Origin of the sequence: Solibacillus isronensis (assembly GCF_900168685.1) — a bacterium.
Lineage (GTDB): Bacteria > Bacillota > Bacilli > Bacillales_A > Planococcaceae > Solibacillus > Solibacillus isronensis_A.
The window spans coordinates 31872-49960 of the sequence record NZ_FVZN01000005.1; the positions used below are offsets into that span (position 1 = coordinate 31872).

The 18089-nt window shown below is 38.3% G+C and carries 16 protein-coding genes; 12 read left to right on the forward strand and 4 right to left on the reverse strand.

Annotated features, from left to right (window positions below):
• The first annotated feature begins 26 nt into the window (after positions 1 to 26).
• A complete protein-coding gene (locus B5473_RS00810; RefSeq protein ID WP_079523230.1) occupies positions 27 to 845 on the forward strand; it encodes a metallophosphoesterase in 819 nt (272 codons plus the stop codon).
• A 172-nt stretch (positions 846 to 1017) separates the two neighbouring features.
• Positions 1018 to 1374, forward strand: coding sequence for a rhodanese-like domain-containing protein (locus B5473_RS00815; RefSeq protein WP_079523231.1), 357 nt, complete (start codon positions 1018 to 1020; stop codon positions 1372 to 1374).
• 196 nt (positions 1375 to 1570) lie between these two features.
• On the opposite strand, the gene B5473_RS00820 is transcribed toward B5473_RS00815, so the two are convergent.
• A complete protein-coding gene (locus tag B5473_RS00820; protein WP_079523232.1) occupies positions 1571 to 2746 on the reverse strand; it encodes an alanyl-tRNA editing protein in 1176 nt (391 codons plus the stop codon).
• Between the two features lie 134 nt (positions 2747 to 2880).
• On the opposite strand from B5473_RS00820, the gene B5473_RS00825 reads away from it, so the two are divergent.
• Positions 2881 to 3186 (forward strand): DUF6509 family protein, encoded by a 306-nt coding sequence (locus tag B5473_RS00825; protein ID WP_079523233.1) that lies wholly within the window; start codon positions 2881 to 2883, stop codon positions 3184 to 3186.
• Positions 3187 to 3221: 35 nt separating this feature from the next.
• Here the strand turns inward: B5473_RS00825 and B5473_RS00830 are convergent, their stop codons facing one another.
• The 3 genes from B5473_RS00830 to B5473_RS00840 form a co-directional block, all read right to left on the reverse strand.
• The gene (locus B5473_RS00830) at positions 3222 to 3677 is read right to left on the reverse strand and encodes a helix-turn-helix domain-containing protein (protein ID WP_079523234.1); all 456 of its coding nucleotides are present in this window, start codon (positions 3675 to 3677) and stop codon (positions 3222 to 3224) included.
• Positions 3678 to 3884: 207 nt separating this feature from the next.
• Positions 3885 to 5486, reverse strand: coding sequence for a gamma-glutamyltransferase family protein (locus B5473_RS00835; RefSeq protein WP_079523235.1), 1602 nt, complete (start codon positions 5484 to 5486; stop codon positions 3885 to 3887).
• 154 nt (positions 5487 to 5640) lie between these two features.
• Positions 5641 to 6579, reverse strand: coding sequence for a Gfo/Idh/MocA family protein (locus B5473_RS00840; RefSeq protein WP_079523236.1), 939 nt, complete (start codon positions 6577 to 6579; stop codon positions 5641 to 5643).
• A 291-nt stretch (positions 6580 to 6870) separates the two neighbouring features.
• On the opposite strand from B5473_RS00840, the gene B5473_RS00845 reads away from it, so the two are divergent.
• From B5473_RS00845 to B5473_RS00885, 9 genes are all read left to right on the forward strand, one after another.
• Positions 6871 to 8202, forward strand: coding sequence for an FAD-dependent oxidoreductase (locus B5473_RS00845; RefSeq protein WP_079523237.1), 1332 nt, complete (start codon positions 6871 to 6873; stop codon positions 8200 to 8202).
• 596 nt (positions 8203 to 8798) lie between these two features.
• Entirely contained in the window at positions 8799 to 9041 is a 243-nt protein-coding gene (locus B5473_RS00850) for a spore protein Tlp (protein WP_079523238.1), read from the forward strand.
• A gap of 226 nt (positions 9042 to 9267) precedes the next feature.
• A complete protein-coding gene (locus B5473_RS00855) occupies positions 9268 to 11865 on the forward strand; it encodes a cation-translocating P-type ATPase (protein WP_079523239.1) in 2598 nt (865 codons plus the stop codon).
• Positions 11866 to 12032: 167 nt separating this feature from the next.
• On the forward strand, positions 12033 to 13028 hold the full coding sequence (locus B5473_RS00860) for a nucleotide kinase (protein WP_254865209.1): 996 nt from the start codon (positions 12033 to 12035) through the stop codon (positions 13026 to 13028).
• Between the two features lie 989 nt (positions 13029 to 14017).
• Positions 14018 to 14368 carry a helix-turn-helix transcriptional regulator gene (locus B5473_RS00865; RefSeq protein ID WP_079523241.1) on the forward strand — a complete coding sequence of 117 codons (351 nt, stop codon included), beginning with the start codon at positions 14018 to 14020 and terminating at the stop codon, positions 14366 to 14368.
• A 116-nt stretch (positions 14369 to 14484) separates the two neighbouring features.
• The gene (istA, locus tag B5473_RS00870; RefSeq protein WP_368483368.1) at positions 14485 to 16005 is read left to right on the forward strand and encodes an IS21 family transposase; all 1521 of its coding nucleotides are present in this window, start codon (positions 14485 to 14487) and stop codon (positions 16003 to 16005) included.
• 1 nt (position 16006) lies between these two features.
• Positions 16007 to 16759 (forward strand): IS21-like element helper ATPase IstB, encoded by a 753-nt coding sequence (gene istB / locus B5473_RS00875; protein ID WP_079523243.1) that lies wholly within the window; start codon positions 16007 to 16009, stop codon positions 16757 to 16759.
• A 16-nt stretch (positions 16760 to 16775) separates the two neighbouring features.
• Positions 16776 to 17357 carry a hypothetical protein gene (locus B5473_RS00880; RefSeq protein WP_079523244.1) on the forward strand — a complete coding sequence of 194 codons (582 nt, stop codon included), beginning with the start codon at positions 16776 to 16778 and terminating at the stop codon, positions 17355 to 17357.
• Positions 17358 to 17882: 525 nt separating this feature from the next.
• A complete protein-coding gene (locus B5473_RS00885; protein ID WP_079523245.1) occupies positions 17883 to 18068 on the forward strand; it encodes an FDLD family class I lanthipeptide in 186 nt (61 codons plus the stop codon).
• Positions 18069 to 18089: the final 21 nt, after the last annotated feature.

An 18089-nucleotide genomic window follows, 5' to 3' on the forward strand; every position in this document is an offset into this window, starting at 1 on the left:
AACTCACAATGAATTGAGCGAATAAATTGAAAAAGTTATTGAAATTAATCATTTTTATAGGTGTAGTCTATCTATTTTTATATATAAATAATAATTGGCTTGTAACAACTGATTATGTACATGAGTCAGAGAAAATTCCAGAGAGTTTTGATGGTTACCGGATTACACAAGTGACCGATCTGCATGATGCGACCTTCGGGGAAAATCAATCAAGGTTAGTGGAAAAAGTGAGGGCTACCAAACCAGATGCTATTTTCATAACGGGTGACATAGTAGATAGTCGACGCTATGACTTGGAAAACAGTTTACAGGCTGTCCGCCAGTTAGTCGATATTACGGACGTTTACTATGTACTGGGTAACCACGAAGTTGCATTGAATTTAACAGATGAAATTTATACGGCTTTAAATGAGCTCGGTGTCCATGTATTGCCGAATGATGCGGTACGTCTGGAGCGTAACGGAGAGCACATCGTCATTGCGGGTATTGAGGACCCGTTAATGGGAAAAGAAGTGGGCCAGTCGATTGATGAAGCCCTTTACAGTATGGATCCGGATGCATTTAAAGTGTTATTGTCGCACCGTCCTGAGCTGTTTGAAGTATATGTTGAAAAGGATATCGATCTAGTGTTTACAGGGCATGCACATGGCGGCCAAATTCGTCTGCCATTTATCGGCGGGCTTTTTGCACCTACACAAGGATTTATGCCGAAATACACTGCGGGGATTTATAAAGAGCAGGAAACAGAAATGATCGTAAACAGAGGGTTGGGGAATAGTCTGTTTCCTTACCGGATCTTTAATCTGCCAGAAATTTACGTCGTAGAGTTGAAAAAGGAAAGCTAGTTAGTATTTTTTTAATATATGCTGCGTGTTTTCTAATAAATTCAAAAAAGTTATAATATATTCCACGTCTCTATAATGAAGGACGGCAATCCCGTTTCTAAAAGCGCAAAATATTCGTAAGCTTGTGCAGAGTATCGTAAAATAAGTGAAAATAGATTTTAGGAGCATGCAAATGGAAGGGATTATTACACTACTTGCAATGGTGGGAATTATTGCAATGATTGTACGTTTTATGCCGAAAAAAGGCGTGAAATATATTACGACAAAAGAGCTTCAGCCTTTACTGGAAGACGAGAAATATGTATTTGTGGATGTCCGGACGGAAAAAGAATATAAAGAAGCCCACATTCCTCATTTTATTAATCGCCCGCTTGGAACGTATTTAGGGGATTTACCGAAAGATCGGCCTATTGTTGTCATTTGTCAAAGTGGAGTGCGCAGTAATAAAGCGTGCAAGGAACTTGTAAAGCTTGGTTATACCGATATAACAAATGTTCGCCGTGGGATGAATGGACTGCGTGCAGGATAAAACTTGAGAAGCTAATGAATGGTTTGAACCCATCATTAGCTTCTTTTACATTTATCCCGCATTAACGGGTAGTAAGACTCCAACCTCCAGGTTTAGGCAGGGCAAAGGAAGAGGCGGGAGATCAACTCCCCGTAAAAGTCCGATTGGTTCAACTAACATTCCGTGGGGGAAAACCCCCACGGATTGAAGGTTCACTTTATTGAATTGCTTCTTTCATTGCTTCAATCAGTGCTTCTGCAGAAACGTTTTTTTCACCGCCGCCTTGTACAAGTGCATCATTTCCGCCGCCTTTACCATTAATGAGCGGTAAAGCAGCAGTGGAAATATCTTTCATCGATTTTGTTTGCTCACTGCCACGTGCCGCAACAAATTGCAACTTGTCTTCATTATTGGCAACGAGAAGGGCGATTGCCTCATCATTTTGCTGAGTAATAAAACGCGCCAGCTTCTGCAGGCTTTGAATCGAGCGGTTTTCGAATGTCGCTGCAGCAACTGTTTCGTTTGCTAATTCTTTTGCTTCAAATTCAAGAAGGGCATCTTGCGCTTCCGTTAAATTCTTCTCTGTTTGCTTTGCTGTTTTCGCGAATTTACGTAACGCATCAGCTGCTTCTTCTTCCGGTGCGCTCAATTGGCGTGCCACATCGCTTAAAACCTGTTTACGCATAGCCAGCTGCTGTAATACGCGATTGCCGCAGACGAAGTGTACACGAATTTGCTTCTTCATTTTCTCAGTAGCTAAAATCTTTAACAAGCCTACTTGTCCGGTAGAAGTAGGATGTGTACCGCCACAGCCATTGTAATCATAGTCAGGAATAATGACTAAACGGATATCTTCGTCGACTTTTACATCTTTCCGTAATTTATATTGCGCAAGTTCTTCTTTAGTCACCCATTTAGTTTCAATCGGACGGTTTTCCAAAATAATTTCGTTAGCCCGTTTTTCCACTGCTGCCAGCTGATCTTCAGATACTTCGCCAACATTTAAGTCGATTGTGACAAGCTCTGTTCCTAAGTGGAAGCTCACTGTCGCCATATCGTATAATTCCACAAAGGCGGCTGTTAAAATATGTTGCCCCGCATGTTGTTGCATATGGTCGAATCTGCGCGACCAATGAAGTTTCCCGGATATTTCCCCGGAAATATTCGACACATCGGCTGCCGTATAATGACGAATTTCCTCATCAATTTTCTCTACATCAATAATCTCCAATTCATTAATCCAGCCGGTATCATGAGGTTGCCCGCCACCAGTAGGATAAAAAGCGGTATTGTCTAGTACGATGAAATTTCCTGTTTCGTCCTTACCTGTTTTCACAACTTGTGACTTAAATTCCTTCATCATTGCATCTTCGTAATAAAATAGATTTTTCAAAGTCCATCACTCCTTAATTTCTAGTTTGTCATATGGAAACGTCGCTGTCACGGTGTAAATAAATGATTGATATTTGACGCGGGGCAATTTTCGTTTATGATAAAATAGAAGCATTTCCCGGAAGGAGCATGAATATGAATATTACGCAATTTTCAATAGAAGAAATTTTAGATCCGACAAAGATTATTGAAGGTAAGCGTTATGAGTTTTTATTAGATGTAGAAGTGGATGAGGAAGATGAACTGTACTCACCTGCAGGGTTGGAAATTCGCGTAATCGTTGGGGTAATTGACGACAACGTACGCATCGTGAACTATTTCATTACGGACAAAGCAAATAATGAGTTTTTGGATTTTGCATTGGAAGAAGACGAAGAAGCGATGATTTTAGCATTTTGCAAAGAGGAATTATCAGCTGATTCAAGTGAAACAGCTGAATAATCGGTATAAAAAGGTAGCGCATGCGCTACCTTTTTTTAATCAATATATTTTGTTTTCAACTGGTCTGCACCGATCCCGCCAATTACCATTAAAGCTAACGGCAAGAAGTTTGATAGGATTTTTGGTAAGCCTTCAGGAATGATAACATCCATTCCAGCAAAATGATTTAAGCCCATAATAAGCAGTTTTACAACTAATAAAAATGCCCCTAATAAAAATACGCTATCAAAGAACGCTTTCCATTTCGGATACGCCAATTTCTTACTATCTCGAATTACTTTTTCTTTCAATTCTCCGTCACTCCTCAACATTTCATCGATAGTGATGCCAAATAAATCACTCAAATCAATGATTACTTCAATACTCGGATAGTTCTTCCCGGTTTCCCATTTAGAAACGGATTGGCGACTAACATGAATTTTTTCGGCAAGATCCGCTTGTGACCAACCTCTTTTTTCTCGCTCTTTTTTTAATCGTTCACTAAAAATCATGTGAGTCATCCCCTTCCTTATTTTCAGTATTGATGAAGTGTACTGGTTAAGTAAAGATAGTTATAGGTGCATGAGGGCGCAACCTCATGTTGCCACTGCAATTTACGCAGCTTAATCATACATTAAGATGGTCCCCAAAAAATAGAAACAGGAGTATCCACAAAGTTACTTTAACGGGATACTCCTGTTTTGTTGTAATAAAGTATTTTACCAAGCGGCAATTGCGCCATCTGTACGTGGTTCTGTTCCACCATACAGCACGCCTGTTTTCTGGTCTCGCCAAATAATTTGACCACGTCCGAAACTGCCACCGTCGACTGCAACATGAATGTCATGGCCTTTACGCTGCAATGCCTGCACTAAATAACTAGGGAAGTGCGGCTCGACTTCAATGCGCTTTTCACCAATCCATTGCCATCTCGGCATATCAAGTGCTGCTTGCGGGTTGAGTGCAAAGTCGATTGTGGATGTAACGACCTGAAAATGCCCTTGAGGCTGCATATAGCCACCCATTACGCCAAATGGTCCGACCGCTTCATTATCCTTCGTCAAGAATCCTGGAATAATTGTATTGAATGTTCGTTTTCCGGGTTTTAAGAAGTTCGGGTGTGTTTCATCCAGTGAGAAATCATAGCCACGGTTTTGAAGCGCTATGCCTGTTTCCGGAATGACAATGCCTGAACCGAAGCCCATATAGTTACTTTGGATATAGGATACCATATTGCCGTCCGCATCAGCTGTTGCCAAATACACCGTACCGCCTTTTGGAATGTCGAAAGGTTTTGGATCAAGTGCTGTATCGCTGATTTCTGCAAAGCGAGACTCGCCGTAAGTTTTAGATAGTAATGTTTCGACATCTACCGGCATGTCATTTAATTCTGTGACAAACGCTTTACCGTCCGTATATGCAAGTTTCATCGCTTCAATCTGATTATGTAATGTTTGTACATCATGCCATTTTGGCTCGGCATGCTGATAAATGTTCAGTGCCATTTGTGCAACAATACCCTGGCCATTCGGCGGGATTTCCCATACGTCATAGCCTTTGTAATGTACTTTAATCGGGTTTACCCACTCAGGTTCATAGCTTGCCAAATCTTCCTTTGAAATAAAGCCGTTATTTTTTTTCATGAAGGCATCGATTTTGTCAGCAATTTCGCCCTTGTAGAAAGCTTCGCCATTTGTTTTGGCGATTTTACGCAATGTATCTCCATGTGCTGAAGAGTTCCATACTTCACCGATTTCCGGCATCCGTCCATCGATTGAGAATGTTTCAAACCAGTGTTGGAATTCTTCGGATGTGAAATTTTTTTTATACTTTTTATAGGCTGATTGCCAGTAATGTCCGAGTGTTACGGAAATCGGATATCCTTCTTCTGCATAGGAGATGGCAGGGGCCAATACTTCGCTTAACGGCAATTTCCCGAATCGCTTCGATAAGGCTGCCCATGCTGATGGAGCGCCTGGAACAGTAACCGGGATAACTCCATGCATCGGAATTTTATCTAATCCTCGCTCTGCTAACGCTTCTTTGGAAATCGACTTGGCAGAAGGACCTGAAGCGTTTAACCCGTAAAGCTCATCCTTCATCCAGACGAGCGCAAAGGCATCCCCGCCGATTCCATTTGATGTAGGTTCAACAACTGTTAGTGCTGCTGCTGTTGCGATTGCTGCATCGACTGCGTTGCCGCCTTTTTTCAAAATATCCAGTCCGGCCTGTGCTGCGAGCGGCTGGGATGTTGCGACCATTCCGCGATTGGCGATGACTGTATTCCGCTTGCTTGGAAACGGATAATGTAAAAAGTCCAAAAATAATCCCCCTTTGATTTAATGACGCAATAAAAAGAATATTACAATTATTTTAGTATAGAAAGCAGGTTTTTACAATTTAAATATTTCAGAATCCGAAATAAAAAGTTGTTTGGAAAGAGGAATTCTCTTTCCAAACAACTTCCTGATTATATTATTTTAGCAATTCATCAATCCAACGCTGCACTTTTAAGCCTTCCTCGAATGGTACGACAAATGCTTCCTCACCTAAAAGGATTTTTCGGCATGCATCTAGCATTGTTTCAGGGATTTCAGTAGGGGTAATTTCCACTTCCGGCTCATATGCTTTGCTAGTGTAAACTTCGGACCAGTTTCGTAATGTTAAAACTTTTTCTGTTCCGAAAATTTTATAGTCTATGCGTTCTTCCTGTCCGATACCCGCAAGCCCGTTAATGACCATCGGGATGCCGTTTGCTGTTTTAGCTAAAGCAGATACCCCAATCTCACAAAGTGCTTCATCTTCAGGGTAAGCAGTTTCATGCGCCAAAATTTCAACATCACCGAATAAATGGTGCGTTAATTGCAAATAATGCGGGAAAATCTCCCGAATAAACCCGCCTTGCTCACGTGAAGCAATCCAAGGATTTTGCTGCCATTTACGCGGCCATTCAGGGAAATACGTATGCAGCTCAATACGTTTAATGTCACCCATATCTTTTGCCAGCTCTTGTTTAAGCTGATGAACTGCCGCACCGTACATTAACGGAAAATGCATCGCTGTTTGTACATTTACTTCATTAGCGATCTGTACCATCGTTTCTCCGTCTGCTGCATCATGGGCAAGCGGTTTTTCCGATAAAATATGTAATTTGTGCTTTGCGATCTCTGCAGCTAATGTTGCATGGCTGACAGGTGGTGTGCCAATATACACCCAGTCCGGTTTTAAATTCAATAGCGCTTGTAAATCATTAGTAGTGGGTACATTATATTTAGCGGCCAGTTGAGCTGTACGAGCTTCATTCGTATCAAAAATAGCCGCAATTTCATAATGTTCATTTTGTAGTGCTTGGTTAATAATGCGTTCACCGACAACACCAGTACCGATAATGCCAATCGTCGTTGTTTTAGTCATTTAAATGGCTCCTTTTTTATCAATTATGCCTTGGCGTAAATGCGCCTGGATTTGGCTTTGAGGCCCGGCGCAAAGATGACCTTATCGAATCCATGACATCCGCCTGAGGCTTAATTCTCATCCGATGTATGGCGGACGAAAGAAATATGGGATTTTTCTGATAGTTAGTGTAACATATTTTGGGAATACATAGGATTACGAAACAACAAGGAATGATATGCTATTAGGAGAAACAATTTTCGGGAGCATTTTAATAAGAATGAGAAAAGTGTATTGAGGAGTGGATCGAGTATGAAAGTTGTAATTATAGGAGGCGACGCGGCAGGAATGAGTGCAGCAATGGAAATTGTGCGAAATAATAAGGCTGCCCACGTTGTCGTATTGGAAAAAGGAGAGGTTTACTCATATGGACAATGCGGATTGCCGTACGTAATTAACGGGAAAGTCCCTCATCCAGAAGATTTGATTGCAAGGGATGTCGAGGAGTTCCGCTCGAAATATGGAATTGATGCACGCATTTTCCATGAAGTTACAGCAGTTGATACAAAACTGCAAAAAGTGAGTGGCATTGATGTAAACAGCAAGGAGCCGTTCGAATTTATATACGATAAACTGCTCATCGCTACAGGAGCATCACCGACTATGCCGAAAATTGAAAATGCCCACTTAAAAGGAATTCATACAGTAAAAACAATTCCACAAATGAATGAACTGATGGAACAGTTGCCGAATGTGAAGCACGTCACGGTCATCGGTGGGGGCTATATTGGTCTTGAAGTTGTTGAAACAGTACGGGAGCGCGGTTTGGATGTGCGTCTCATTCAACGCGGAAGCACATTAATGTCGATTCTTGATACGCAACTGACAGATATTATTTATGAGGAAGCAGTCAAAAATGGTGTGGAAGTTCTATTAAATGAAGATACGGTAGGCTATGAAGGAACCGAATTTGTAGAGGCAGTCCGAACAAACAGTGGTGTGCATAAAACAGACCTCGTCATCGTCGCAACAGGAGTACGTCCGAATACACAGTTTGCTCAAGGTTTTGCCAAGCTGGAAAACGGGGCACTTATCGTCAATGAAAAAATGGAGACTTCGATTGCTAATGTTTATGCAGCAGGGGACTGTGCATCTCATTTTAACCGTGTAAATCAAAAGGATGATTACTTACCGCTCGGAACGACAGCAAACAAACAAGGGCGTATTGCCGGGTTGAATATAGCCGGTTTTAATCAGAAGTTCCGGGGAATTGTCGGGACATCCATCTTAAAGTTTTTTGATCTGCATATAGGCATGACAGGATTAAATAATGAAGCTGCAGATCGTTTAAATGCACTTGTAGAAGCGTATGTAATGGAAGTGAATGATATTGCAAGCTACTATCCGAATGTCCAGCCGATGAAGCTTCGTATGCTTGTCGAACAGCAAAGCCGCAAGCTCGTTGGTCTCCAAATAGTAGGAAAGCACGGTGTTGATAAACGGATTGATGTATTTGCAACAGCACTTTACAATGAAATGACCTTTGAGGAGCTTTTGGACTTGGATTTAGCGTATGCACCTCCATTTAGCGGTGTTTGGGATGCGATTATGCAGGCACCAAAACGCTATGGTAAAAAAGAATAAAACGTCAAAAGCTCCAGCTACTATTGGGAAATAGCTGGAGCTTTTTGGTGCTTAACTTCTATTAGTAGCATCTTCCCACCTCTATGAAAGGTTGCAAGATGGCTGGAGGAAGTGTTTATATTTGTTTTAAGTGTGTGTTATAAACACTCGCTAATTGAAGTTAAAACCTCGGGTGGATATCCAACGTTTGGATACAATTACGCTGTGACGTAATCGGCAAAGAGGTGTTAGTCAAATTTGTTCAAATTAATTATGTATAGTTATGCGTTCACTCATGCTAGCAGCTATGACTTTCTGCAAAGGTGGAATCATGATGAAGGCTCACTACTTGTTTTGAACTTATCCATACTATAGCGCATAATTATTAGCAAAACGCCATTTTAATGAATATGTAAATAACATGTAAAATAGCGGATTATCTAGCAAAACCTTTCATATCAAGGGTTTAAAGGTGTTTTTAGTGTTTTTTAAAATTATTTTATTGTATTTGTATAACAAAAATATGACATCTGTGACGAAATAAAGGAAAAATTATTTTGGAATAAATAAAGTGAAGCAAAACAAACTAAATTTATCATCGAAAAGGAGGAATCATGATGAAAAACGACAGACATGATGTTTTTAACAAAGGATCGGAAAATGCGATAAGTTTAGGGAAAATGATTAACAATACCAAAGAAAATATACACGAGGCTGAAATTAGTAAAGAATTTGCATTTCCTGAAGAACTGGAAAATATTGAAGAGAAAAATGCGCGACGCAGAACAGCCATTGCCCAAATGGAAGAACAAATTAGAGAAAGAAAAGCAGCCAAAGCTAGAAGGGATTCATTCAAATAGCGTGTTCTTAGTATATAAATGAATAACCGTTTTAAACGTTAATCTTAATTTTTAGATTAACGTTTTTTTATGTATAAAACAGAACTAAGTTTTAAGATTTTTGTTGGGAAGTTTTCATTTTCATACTAAAACTATCATACAGTGTTTTGGGAGAGTTCTTCTATTTTAAATGGGATTACTCAAAATAGTTTTTTGCACAAACCAAATGACTTGAAGGAGGCTTTAAATGAAGGTAACAGAATATTACCAAGCATCTGTACAAGAGGTAATGAAAAAGTTAGATGTGACGCAATATGGATTAACTGATTATGAAGTCCGTGGCCGCCAGAAAAAGTATGGCTATAACGAATTAAAAGAAGGAAAGCAGAAAAGTATTTTCCAAGTTTTCTTCGAGCAGTTTCAGGATTTTTTAGTGCTCATTTTAATTGTTGCGGCAATTGTTTCAATGTTCCTTGGAGATATGGACAGTTCCATAGTCATTTTAATCGTCATTATACTAAATGCCATTCTCGGAACGGTTCAACATGCACGAGCAGAAAAATCATTGAACAGTTTAAAAGAAATGGCGGCACCCGTTTCAAAAGTTAAACGTAACGGAGAAATTATTGAAATACCATCCAGAAATGTAATAGTAGGAGATCTGCTCATTTTGGAAGCGGGCGATTCTATTAGTGCGGATGGACGAGTAGTTGAAAGTCATAGTTTGCAAATAAATGAAAGTTCATTAACAGGCGAATCTTTGGCGGTCGATAAAGTAGCCAATACGATTGTTGAAACAGAGCTTGCACTAGGAGACAGAAAAAACATGGTGTACTCCGGCAGCTTTGTAACAAATGGTCGTGGGGCAGTAGCAGTTACTTCAATCGGGATGAATACGGAAATCGGAAAAATTGCTAAGCTGATTGACAATGCGAAAGAGAAAAAAACACCTTTGCAAGTCAATCTTGATAAATTCGGAAAACGTCTTGCCATCGGAATTATCCTGATTTGTATCGTAATTTTTGCTTTGGATATTATTCGGGGGCGTGAGCTGATTGATTCCTTTATGTTCGCAGTTTCCTTGGCTGTTGCGGCAATTCCTGAAGCGTTAAGTTCGATCGTAACGATTGTACTAGCCGTAGGGACCCAGAATATGGCGAAAGAAAATGCGATTATCCGCAAATTGCCGGCAGTAGAAAGTTTAGGAGGTGTTTCGATAATTTGTACAGACAAAACCGGAACGCTGACACAAAACAAAATGACTGTTCAGGAAGTTTATACGGACGAGCAGTTTTTCTCCTCTAACGAGCTGGAGCCGACCAACCCGCATCATAAAAAATTGCTCGATTTCGCAATACTGTGCAATGATTCCATGATGTTAAAGGATAAAACGATAGGGGATCCGACAGAACTTGCACTCGTAAAATTAGGGCATGAGTATAAATTGAGCGAGCAATTGATCCGTGGGCTTCATCCTCGTGTTGGAGAAATTCCTTTCGATTCTACTCGAAAATTAATGAGTACCGTTCACCGAATGGGGAACCGGAATGTCATGATTACAAAAGGCGCAGTGGACGAGCTTATTCCCCGTATTAGCCGCATTGATTCAAGCAGCAGTTCAATTATTACGAGCAAGCAGCTGGAACAGATTAATCAAGCAAATACTGCATTTTCGAATGCCGGATTAAGGGTAATTGCCATTACGTATAAAGAAGTATTTTCTTCCAATATAAGTGAAAAGGACGAGCAAGGCTTAACATTTGTCGGGTTAATCGCGATGATGGATCCTCCGCGTGATGAATCGGCACAGGCAGTTGCAGACTGTATTGAAGCGGGAATTAAACCTGTCATGATTACAGGTGACCATAAGATTACGGCAATTGCGATCGCAAAACAGCTTGGTATTTTAAAAAGCCCTGACGAAGCAATTGAAGGAAAAGAAATTGAAAAGCTTTCTGACCGGGAACTGAAAAACAAGGTGGAAAGTTTCTCCGTCTATGCCCGTGTATCGCCGGAGCACAAAATTCGGATTGTAAAGGCTTGGCAAAAAAAAGGACATGTTGTTGCGATGACCGGGGACGGGGTAAATGACGCTCCGGCGTTAAAACAGGCTGAAATTGGTGTAGCAATGGGGAAAACAGGAACGGAAGTGGCCAAAGATGCGTCAGCGATGATTTTAACAGACGATAATTTTTTAACGATTGTCAAATCGATTTCGAATGGACGGAGTATTTATGCCAATATTAAATACGCGATTAAATTCCTGTTATCCGGAAATGCAGGGGCAATTTTTGTTGTTTTATATGCGACGCTTTTCGCATTACCGGCTCCGTTTCTCCCGATCCACCTGTTGTTTATCAATTTATTGACGGATAGCCTCCCAGCGATTGCGATTGGTTTGGAACCGCATAATAAGAAGCTGATGAAGGAAAAACCGCGGAATATAAATGAGTCACTATTAAATAAAAAATTCGTATCCCAAGTAGGATTTGAAGGACTGATTATTGCGGCAGTCACAATCATCGCCTTCCAGGTAGGCTTATCGACAGGTGATACAGCAGTTGCGACAACAATGGCATTTGCAACATTATGTTTATCTAGATTGCTGCACGGATTCAATTGCCGCTCGGAAGACTCCATTTTTAAAATAGGAATTTTCTCGAATTTGGCAGTGTGGATTGCCTTCTTACTCGGGTTTACAATACTGAACTTTGTACTGATCAAAGGGTTATTCGAGGTAGCTAACTTGACAAATAGCCAATATTTAATGATTTACGGATTATCATTAGTACCGTTAGTTATTATTCAGGTTCGTAAGCTGTTTTTCGGATCTGCTAAGGCATAAATAGAAAATGTAATGAACAAAACAGTATATGGCAACTTTTTTAGCTGGTTAACATAAAAATAAAGTTAACAAGGTTATGGAAGGATGACATTATTAGCACGACAATTAAACATTTCTTCGGCCAGGCAATGACAGGGCAGGGTATTAAAAATATTTATAAAGAGTTGATGGATGAAGCAAAAGCTGTGTATTTATTAAAGGGAGCGCACGGTTTCAAAATTTCGGAGTTACTGCAGAAAATCGGGTCGCACTACTATGAAAAAGGGGCACACATTGAGTTTTTCCATGATCCTTTATTTGAAAATACGGTCGAAGCTGTTTATATTCAAGCCCCTCATCGTATATTAATTGTTCAAGCGACAAACCCGTCTTTAGAACCAGTACTGCCAGGGGTACGGGACCATGTCATTTCCCTTTATGACTGTTTGGATGAACAACACATTGCATTGAATGAAAATTTGTCTTCGGTAAACGAATCGAAACAAGCCTACTATGACCGGTGCTTTACCAAGCTTTCAAATGCTATACACATTCATGATGACTGGGAAGTGGAGACGAGAAAGCAAATGGAATGGAGCGGGTTGGATCAGCAGTTTGCTGAGTTATCGATCAATCTATTTGCTGCAACGAATCGGCAGAAATCCGGCCAGCTTACACACCGGTTACTTGGAACATTAACTCCAACAGGAGCACAGGACACAGTACAAAGTATTACACAAAACCTGGAAAAGAGATTGTTTATTAAAGGGTATCCAGGAACAGGGAAGTCTTCGATGATGAAAAAGTTGGCGAACGAAGCGGTAAGCAGAGGGTTTGATGTACAACTCGTTTGGTGCGGACTTGATTCCAATTCGATCGATATGGTCATTATCCCGGAACTGAAATTCTGTATTTTTGATAGCACGGAGCCACATGTGTATTTTCCGGATGAAAATCGTCCTGGTGATGAAATTTTCGATATTGCCCAGTATTGTCATCCGACAGAAGTAGAGGAAAAGAATATAGAAGCAATCGTAGAAAAGTACAAAACAACGATGGCGGATGCAAAATATTTTGCAGCAAAATACGCAGAACAGGAAAAGAAAGTTCGAGAAGCAATAGATGCTGCTATCAATTTGGATGAATTCAATAAACGAACATCCTTACTATTTGAGCTTTTTTAATTAAGATAAGAATTTTAATAGGCATGGGTCCGATTTCATACCGGATCCATGCCTTATTTTTGATAGCAGATCTAACTTTCCTGGACCCCTAGCATTTTACTTACTGTAACAGTGTCATAAATAAGCTCCCCACCAATTGTTGTATTAGATATATCCGATATAAAATTTATATTCGATGTATCAGACATAACATATCCCCCCTTTAATACATACAAATCGTAAAAAATCACTACATTCCTTTATAATTCGTTCTACAAAATAAGACATATCAGATATATCAGGTATAACGGACATAACTGATGTAACTAATATAATCAGTACGTAAGCACAGTGAATAAGTGCGTTTCGTTGAATTAAAAAGCATGAGCCCGATACAATATCGAACTCGTGCCTCACAGGTTGCCTGAAATAACCGCGCCTAACTCTAAGTCTGCATTGGGGTGGAAACCTGCACCACCACAACGCAGACTAAGAGCTGAATTTTTGTCAAATCGCTTATTTAGCGACTTTATTTTCTAATAGTTAGTTTCCAACTAAAAATAGCCAACGAATGGCTTTACTTATGTATATACATATTACTTAGTTTCAAATTTAATATTTCTACATTGTCTTCAATCTTTATATCCAAATGATTATCTTCCGGCTCGTTCAAGCAGATGCTCACCGAATAACTTTCTTTGTCCAAAATAACGGTAATAAAAGAAGGTCTTACTTCTATAAAAAAGTTTATTTAACATATTTTGAAAAAATAGTGAAATTTACTCATACTATTGATAGGATAATATTAGGGTGTTTTAAATTCATAATAGTGAATAAAGTATTATATAAATGGAAGGAATTATTATTGTTGTTAATCAATTATAAAAGTATTAAAAGAGTCTTAATAATATTATTTAATACAACTAAATAGCAAAAAAATAGCAAATTATATTGGGCACATAGTACATGATATACCCTAGATAAAATTATAGAGAAAGAGTTGATTTTTAATGGGAATATTATTAGGGAAAGAAATTATAAAGATGAGGAAGCTTAGAAATATTACACAAAAGCAACTTTGTAAAGATATTTGTTCACAGGCAACAATTAGTATTATAGAAAAAGGTAAAATGTTACCGGGTATTGATATTTTGTTATCGCTTTCGCTTAGATTAAATATACCAATCACACATTTTGTAGATATTATATATTTAGAAAATGCAAACTTAGAAACAGATTTACTTGATCAAGTTGAGCGTTTGCTCTCCCAAATGGAGTATGAAAAAATATTTGATCTTGCCAATAACGAACTAAATTCGGAATCGGAGTATAATTGGTACAAATATTATTGTAACCGCTAAAATAAACTTAACAGTTTTTGCTCATTTCAATTGAACACTTTTTCACCAATTTAATAGTTTCCTGTAAACTGGAATTATCAGTTTATAAGGAGGCTGTACTAATGGAGGAGAAGCTTGTGTTACATATCGAAATTCATCAATTACGCAATCGTCGATTTAAGGTTGCACAAATCGCAAAACGACTAAAAATATCACGTAACACCGTGTATAAATATTTAGATATGTCATTTGAAGATGCAGTAAATGAATTTAGTCAGACTGGACGCAAAAAGAAGCTGGATGAATACCAAGATTGGATTGTAGGTTGGTTACTTGAGTTTCCTAGCTTAACGGGGGCGCAAGTCTTAGATTGGCTACAAGAAAAATTCCCAACGATTGATGTAGGAGAAAGTACGGTTAGGCGTTATGTAAATGAAATTCGTGAAATTTATCAAATTGAAAAAGTAGATGAACCTCGCGAATACGAAGCCGTCATTGAGCTGCCTCCAGGGAAGCAATTACAAGTAGATTGGGGACAAACCATTCAAAAAACAACGGTTGGTAAAGAAGTGAAATTATATTTCGTTGCCTTTGTGTTAGCACACTCCCGGCATAAATTCACGGTGTGGTTAGATCGACCTTTTACAACAAGAGATACAATAGACTGTCATGAAAAAGCTTTTCAGTTTTATGGCGGTATAACGGATGAAATTGTTTACGATCAAGACAATTTAATTGCGGTAAGTGAAAACGCTGGGGATCTTATTTTAACTCAGGAGTTTCAACAATACGTAAAAGACCGGAAATTTAAAATCTATCTGTGCCGCAAAGCAGATCCCGAATCGAAAGGCAAAATAGAGAGTGTTGTAAAATACGTAAAATATAATTTCGCTAAAAATCGAATTTATACAACACTTGAGGACTGGAACGATAGGTCTTTAAAATGGTTAGAACGTACAGGGAATTATAAAGTGCACAATACAACAAAAAAGAGACCTTTCGAAGTGTTTCTCCTGGAAAAGCAACACTTAAGAAAAATCTCTACACCGCTTCCTAAATTAGAAAGCAACCATACAGAAATTATAACAAGGAATGTCAACAAGGACAACACAGTTCGGTACGCATCTAATCGATATTCCGTTCCACTGGGAACATATACGAACTATCCAGTCATACAAATAGTGCCCCAAGGGCAGAAATTAAAAATATTAGTACCGCATACTGGCGAAATTCTTACGGAACATACCATTAGTTTAGAAAAAGGCAAACTGATAAAAAATATAAATCATGGACGTGATCGCTCTAAGTCGCTCGATGAGTTACAACGTAATGTGCTCACTTTATTTCCATATAAAGGAGCCGAGCAATATATTCAAGATGTTTGTCATACATACGGTCGATATCGTAGAGATCAATTATTGTTATTCCAAAAAATTGCGAAAGAGAACCCAGAATGGATTTCTGCAGCAATTGATAAATGTATTCAAGAAAAGTTATATAGCGCAAATGAGTTTCGAGATGTGGTCGCCTATTTTAAGCGAACAAAAATTGAACCAGAGCAGCCAATAACTACTGTAAAAGAATCAAAAGAATCGCTAGCAATAGCAGTTCAAACGAGAGATTTAAAAGAATACATTCAACGTATGGGAGGCAAATAATATGAGTAAAAGTGTGGCAGATATCCAACAGGCATTTAAGCAATTACGTTTAGCAGAAACGGCTGAGGGGCTCCCAGAGCTTCTCCGCCAAGCGGAACAAGTATCGTGGACGTATTTAGAATTCATTGATGAGCTAACAACATTAGAGCTTAGAAGACGAGAAGAAAAGAGTATCGAAAAGCGTTTATCGTGGGCACGTTTCCCATACCATAAGCCGTTGCATATGTTTCAGTTAGAGGAGCAAACAGCGATTACAGAGCGCCAAATGAAACAGCTACAAGAGTTCCAATGGTTAGAGCAAAGTTACAATTTAATTCTTTTAGGACCACCTGGTGCAGGGAAAACGTTATTGGCCGTAGGCTTAGGCATTGAAGCCATTCAAAAAGGCTTTCAAGTCTATTTCATAACAATGGGAGAATTAATTCAGTTATTGAAAACAGAGGAATTTACACATCGCTCACAAATCCAATTAAAACGTTTGAGAGCGTCAGATTTAATTATTATCGATGATGTGATGTATATGGCTTTAGATCAACGGGAAGCCACTTTATTCTTTCAACTCGTACATCAGCTATACGAACAAAGTTCGCTAATATTGACATCAAATCGAAGTCCAGAAGAATGGACAGAGTTAGTGGATAACCAAGGGATGATGACTGCTATTTTAGACCGCCTGTTACACAGAGTCGAGGTCATTCATATGAACAATGAAAGTCATCGTTTAAAACATCAACAAAGAATCTTTAACGAATAAAAAGTGTTCATCCTTAATGAGCAAAAAATGTTCAATTTGGGTTGACGGTGACAATTATTTTAAATGGTTATATTACCTAAGTGGATATTACATAAAAAAAGTGTCGCTTGAGGAAGCAATCATGCAAATTACAAAGCTATCTCAAGAGACACCCGATTATGAATTGAATAAAAATTATTTATTAGCACGTATACAAAATTCATTGGCAGTTTTGTATGCAACAAAAAAAGAATATAGTAAGTCGTTGTTCTATTATAATAAAATTGACGTAAATATTTTAGGTAGCAATTTTATCTTTGATCCTAATACCTTCAAATTGAAAGTTATATTTAATAAAGTAAAAACGACGTATGATATGGGATTTTATAAAGATGCAATCGAGCAGGCGATAGAGGGTATCGCTGAATCGATTAAAAATGAAAAAATGACATATATAGGGAACTTTTATTATTATCTCGGACAATGTTATGAGCAGCTTGGATATCCAGAAGAAGATATTAAATACCAATACAAGCGTGCAGAGATCTTTTTTGAAATATTAGAACGAGCCGCTCTTTTAAAGATATTGAGAGAATTGAAAGGGCGCTGGCTCGTTTAATTTGCTGTTTAATTTAATAATCAATCCAGAGGCATTTCTAAAGTATTTTAGAAATGCCTTTTTTTACTGTTTATTTAATGTTTGTGATGAGTGTGAGGCATTCTACAAACGATTTGTCAGTAATAATTAGTCTGTAGCCTCATTAAAGTCAGAACTTCTACAATTCCTACATATCAAATTCATAAGGTAAATCAAGTGGTAAAATTGGTAAATCAAAAATGAATCCTGTCAAGATATATGTAAATAATAATCCAGATAAAACTTTCCTTTTCATTTTTAAACCTCCCTTTTTTATACTTATCCTGTATTATACATACATTTATTGTTAAAAAGTGGAGATATTAGTATATTAATATTTTTGATAATATTAGTATTTTAATATTTACCAACCCTTCAAAGGGTTCCAAAAATGGAAAATAAAGTACATAATAATCCACGTAGGAAATACACTTTTTTTATTTTTGTAAGTTTAAAACATTCAATTATGTATAAAAGGTAATTTGAAAAAAGAGGAGGAAGGAAGAAATGAACCAAATTGAAAACCTAACTAAACTTGACTTTTCTTTAGACTTTGAAATTTCTAGTGATGCTATGGAGGTTTCAGCTGATTTAGAAACTTTATCAATAACTAAGACAATTTTAACGAAAATTACATGTAAAGCTACATGTACTTGCCAATGTACACAATATTGTACTGCTGCATGTTTCTAATTGATTTAAATTAAATGCTAA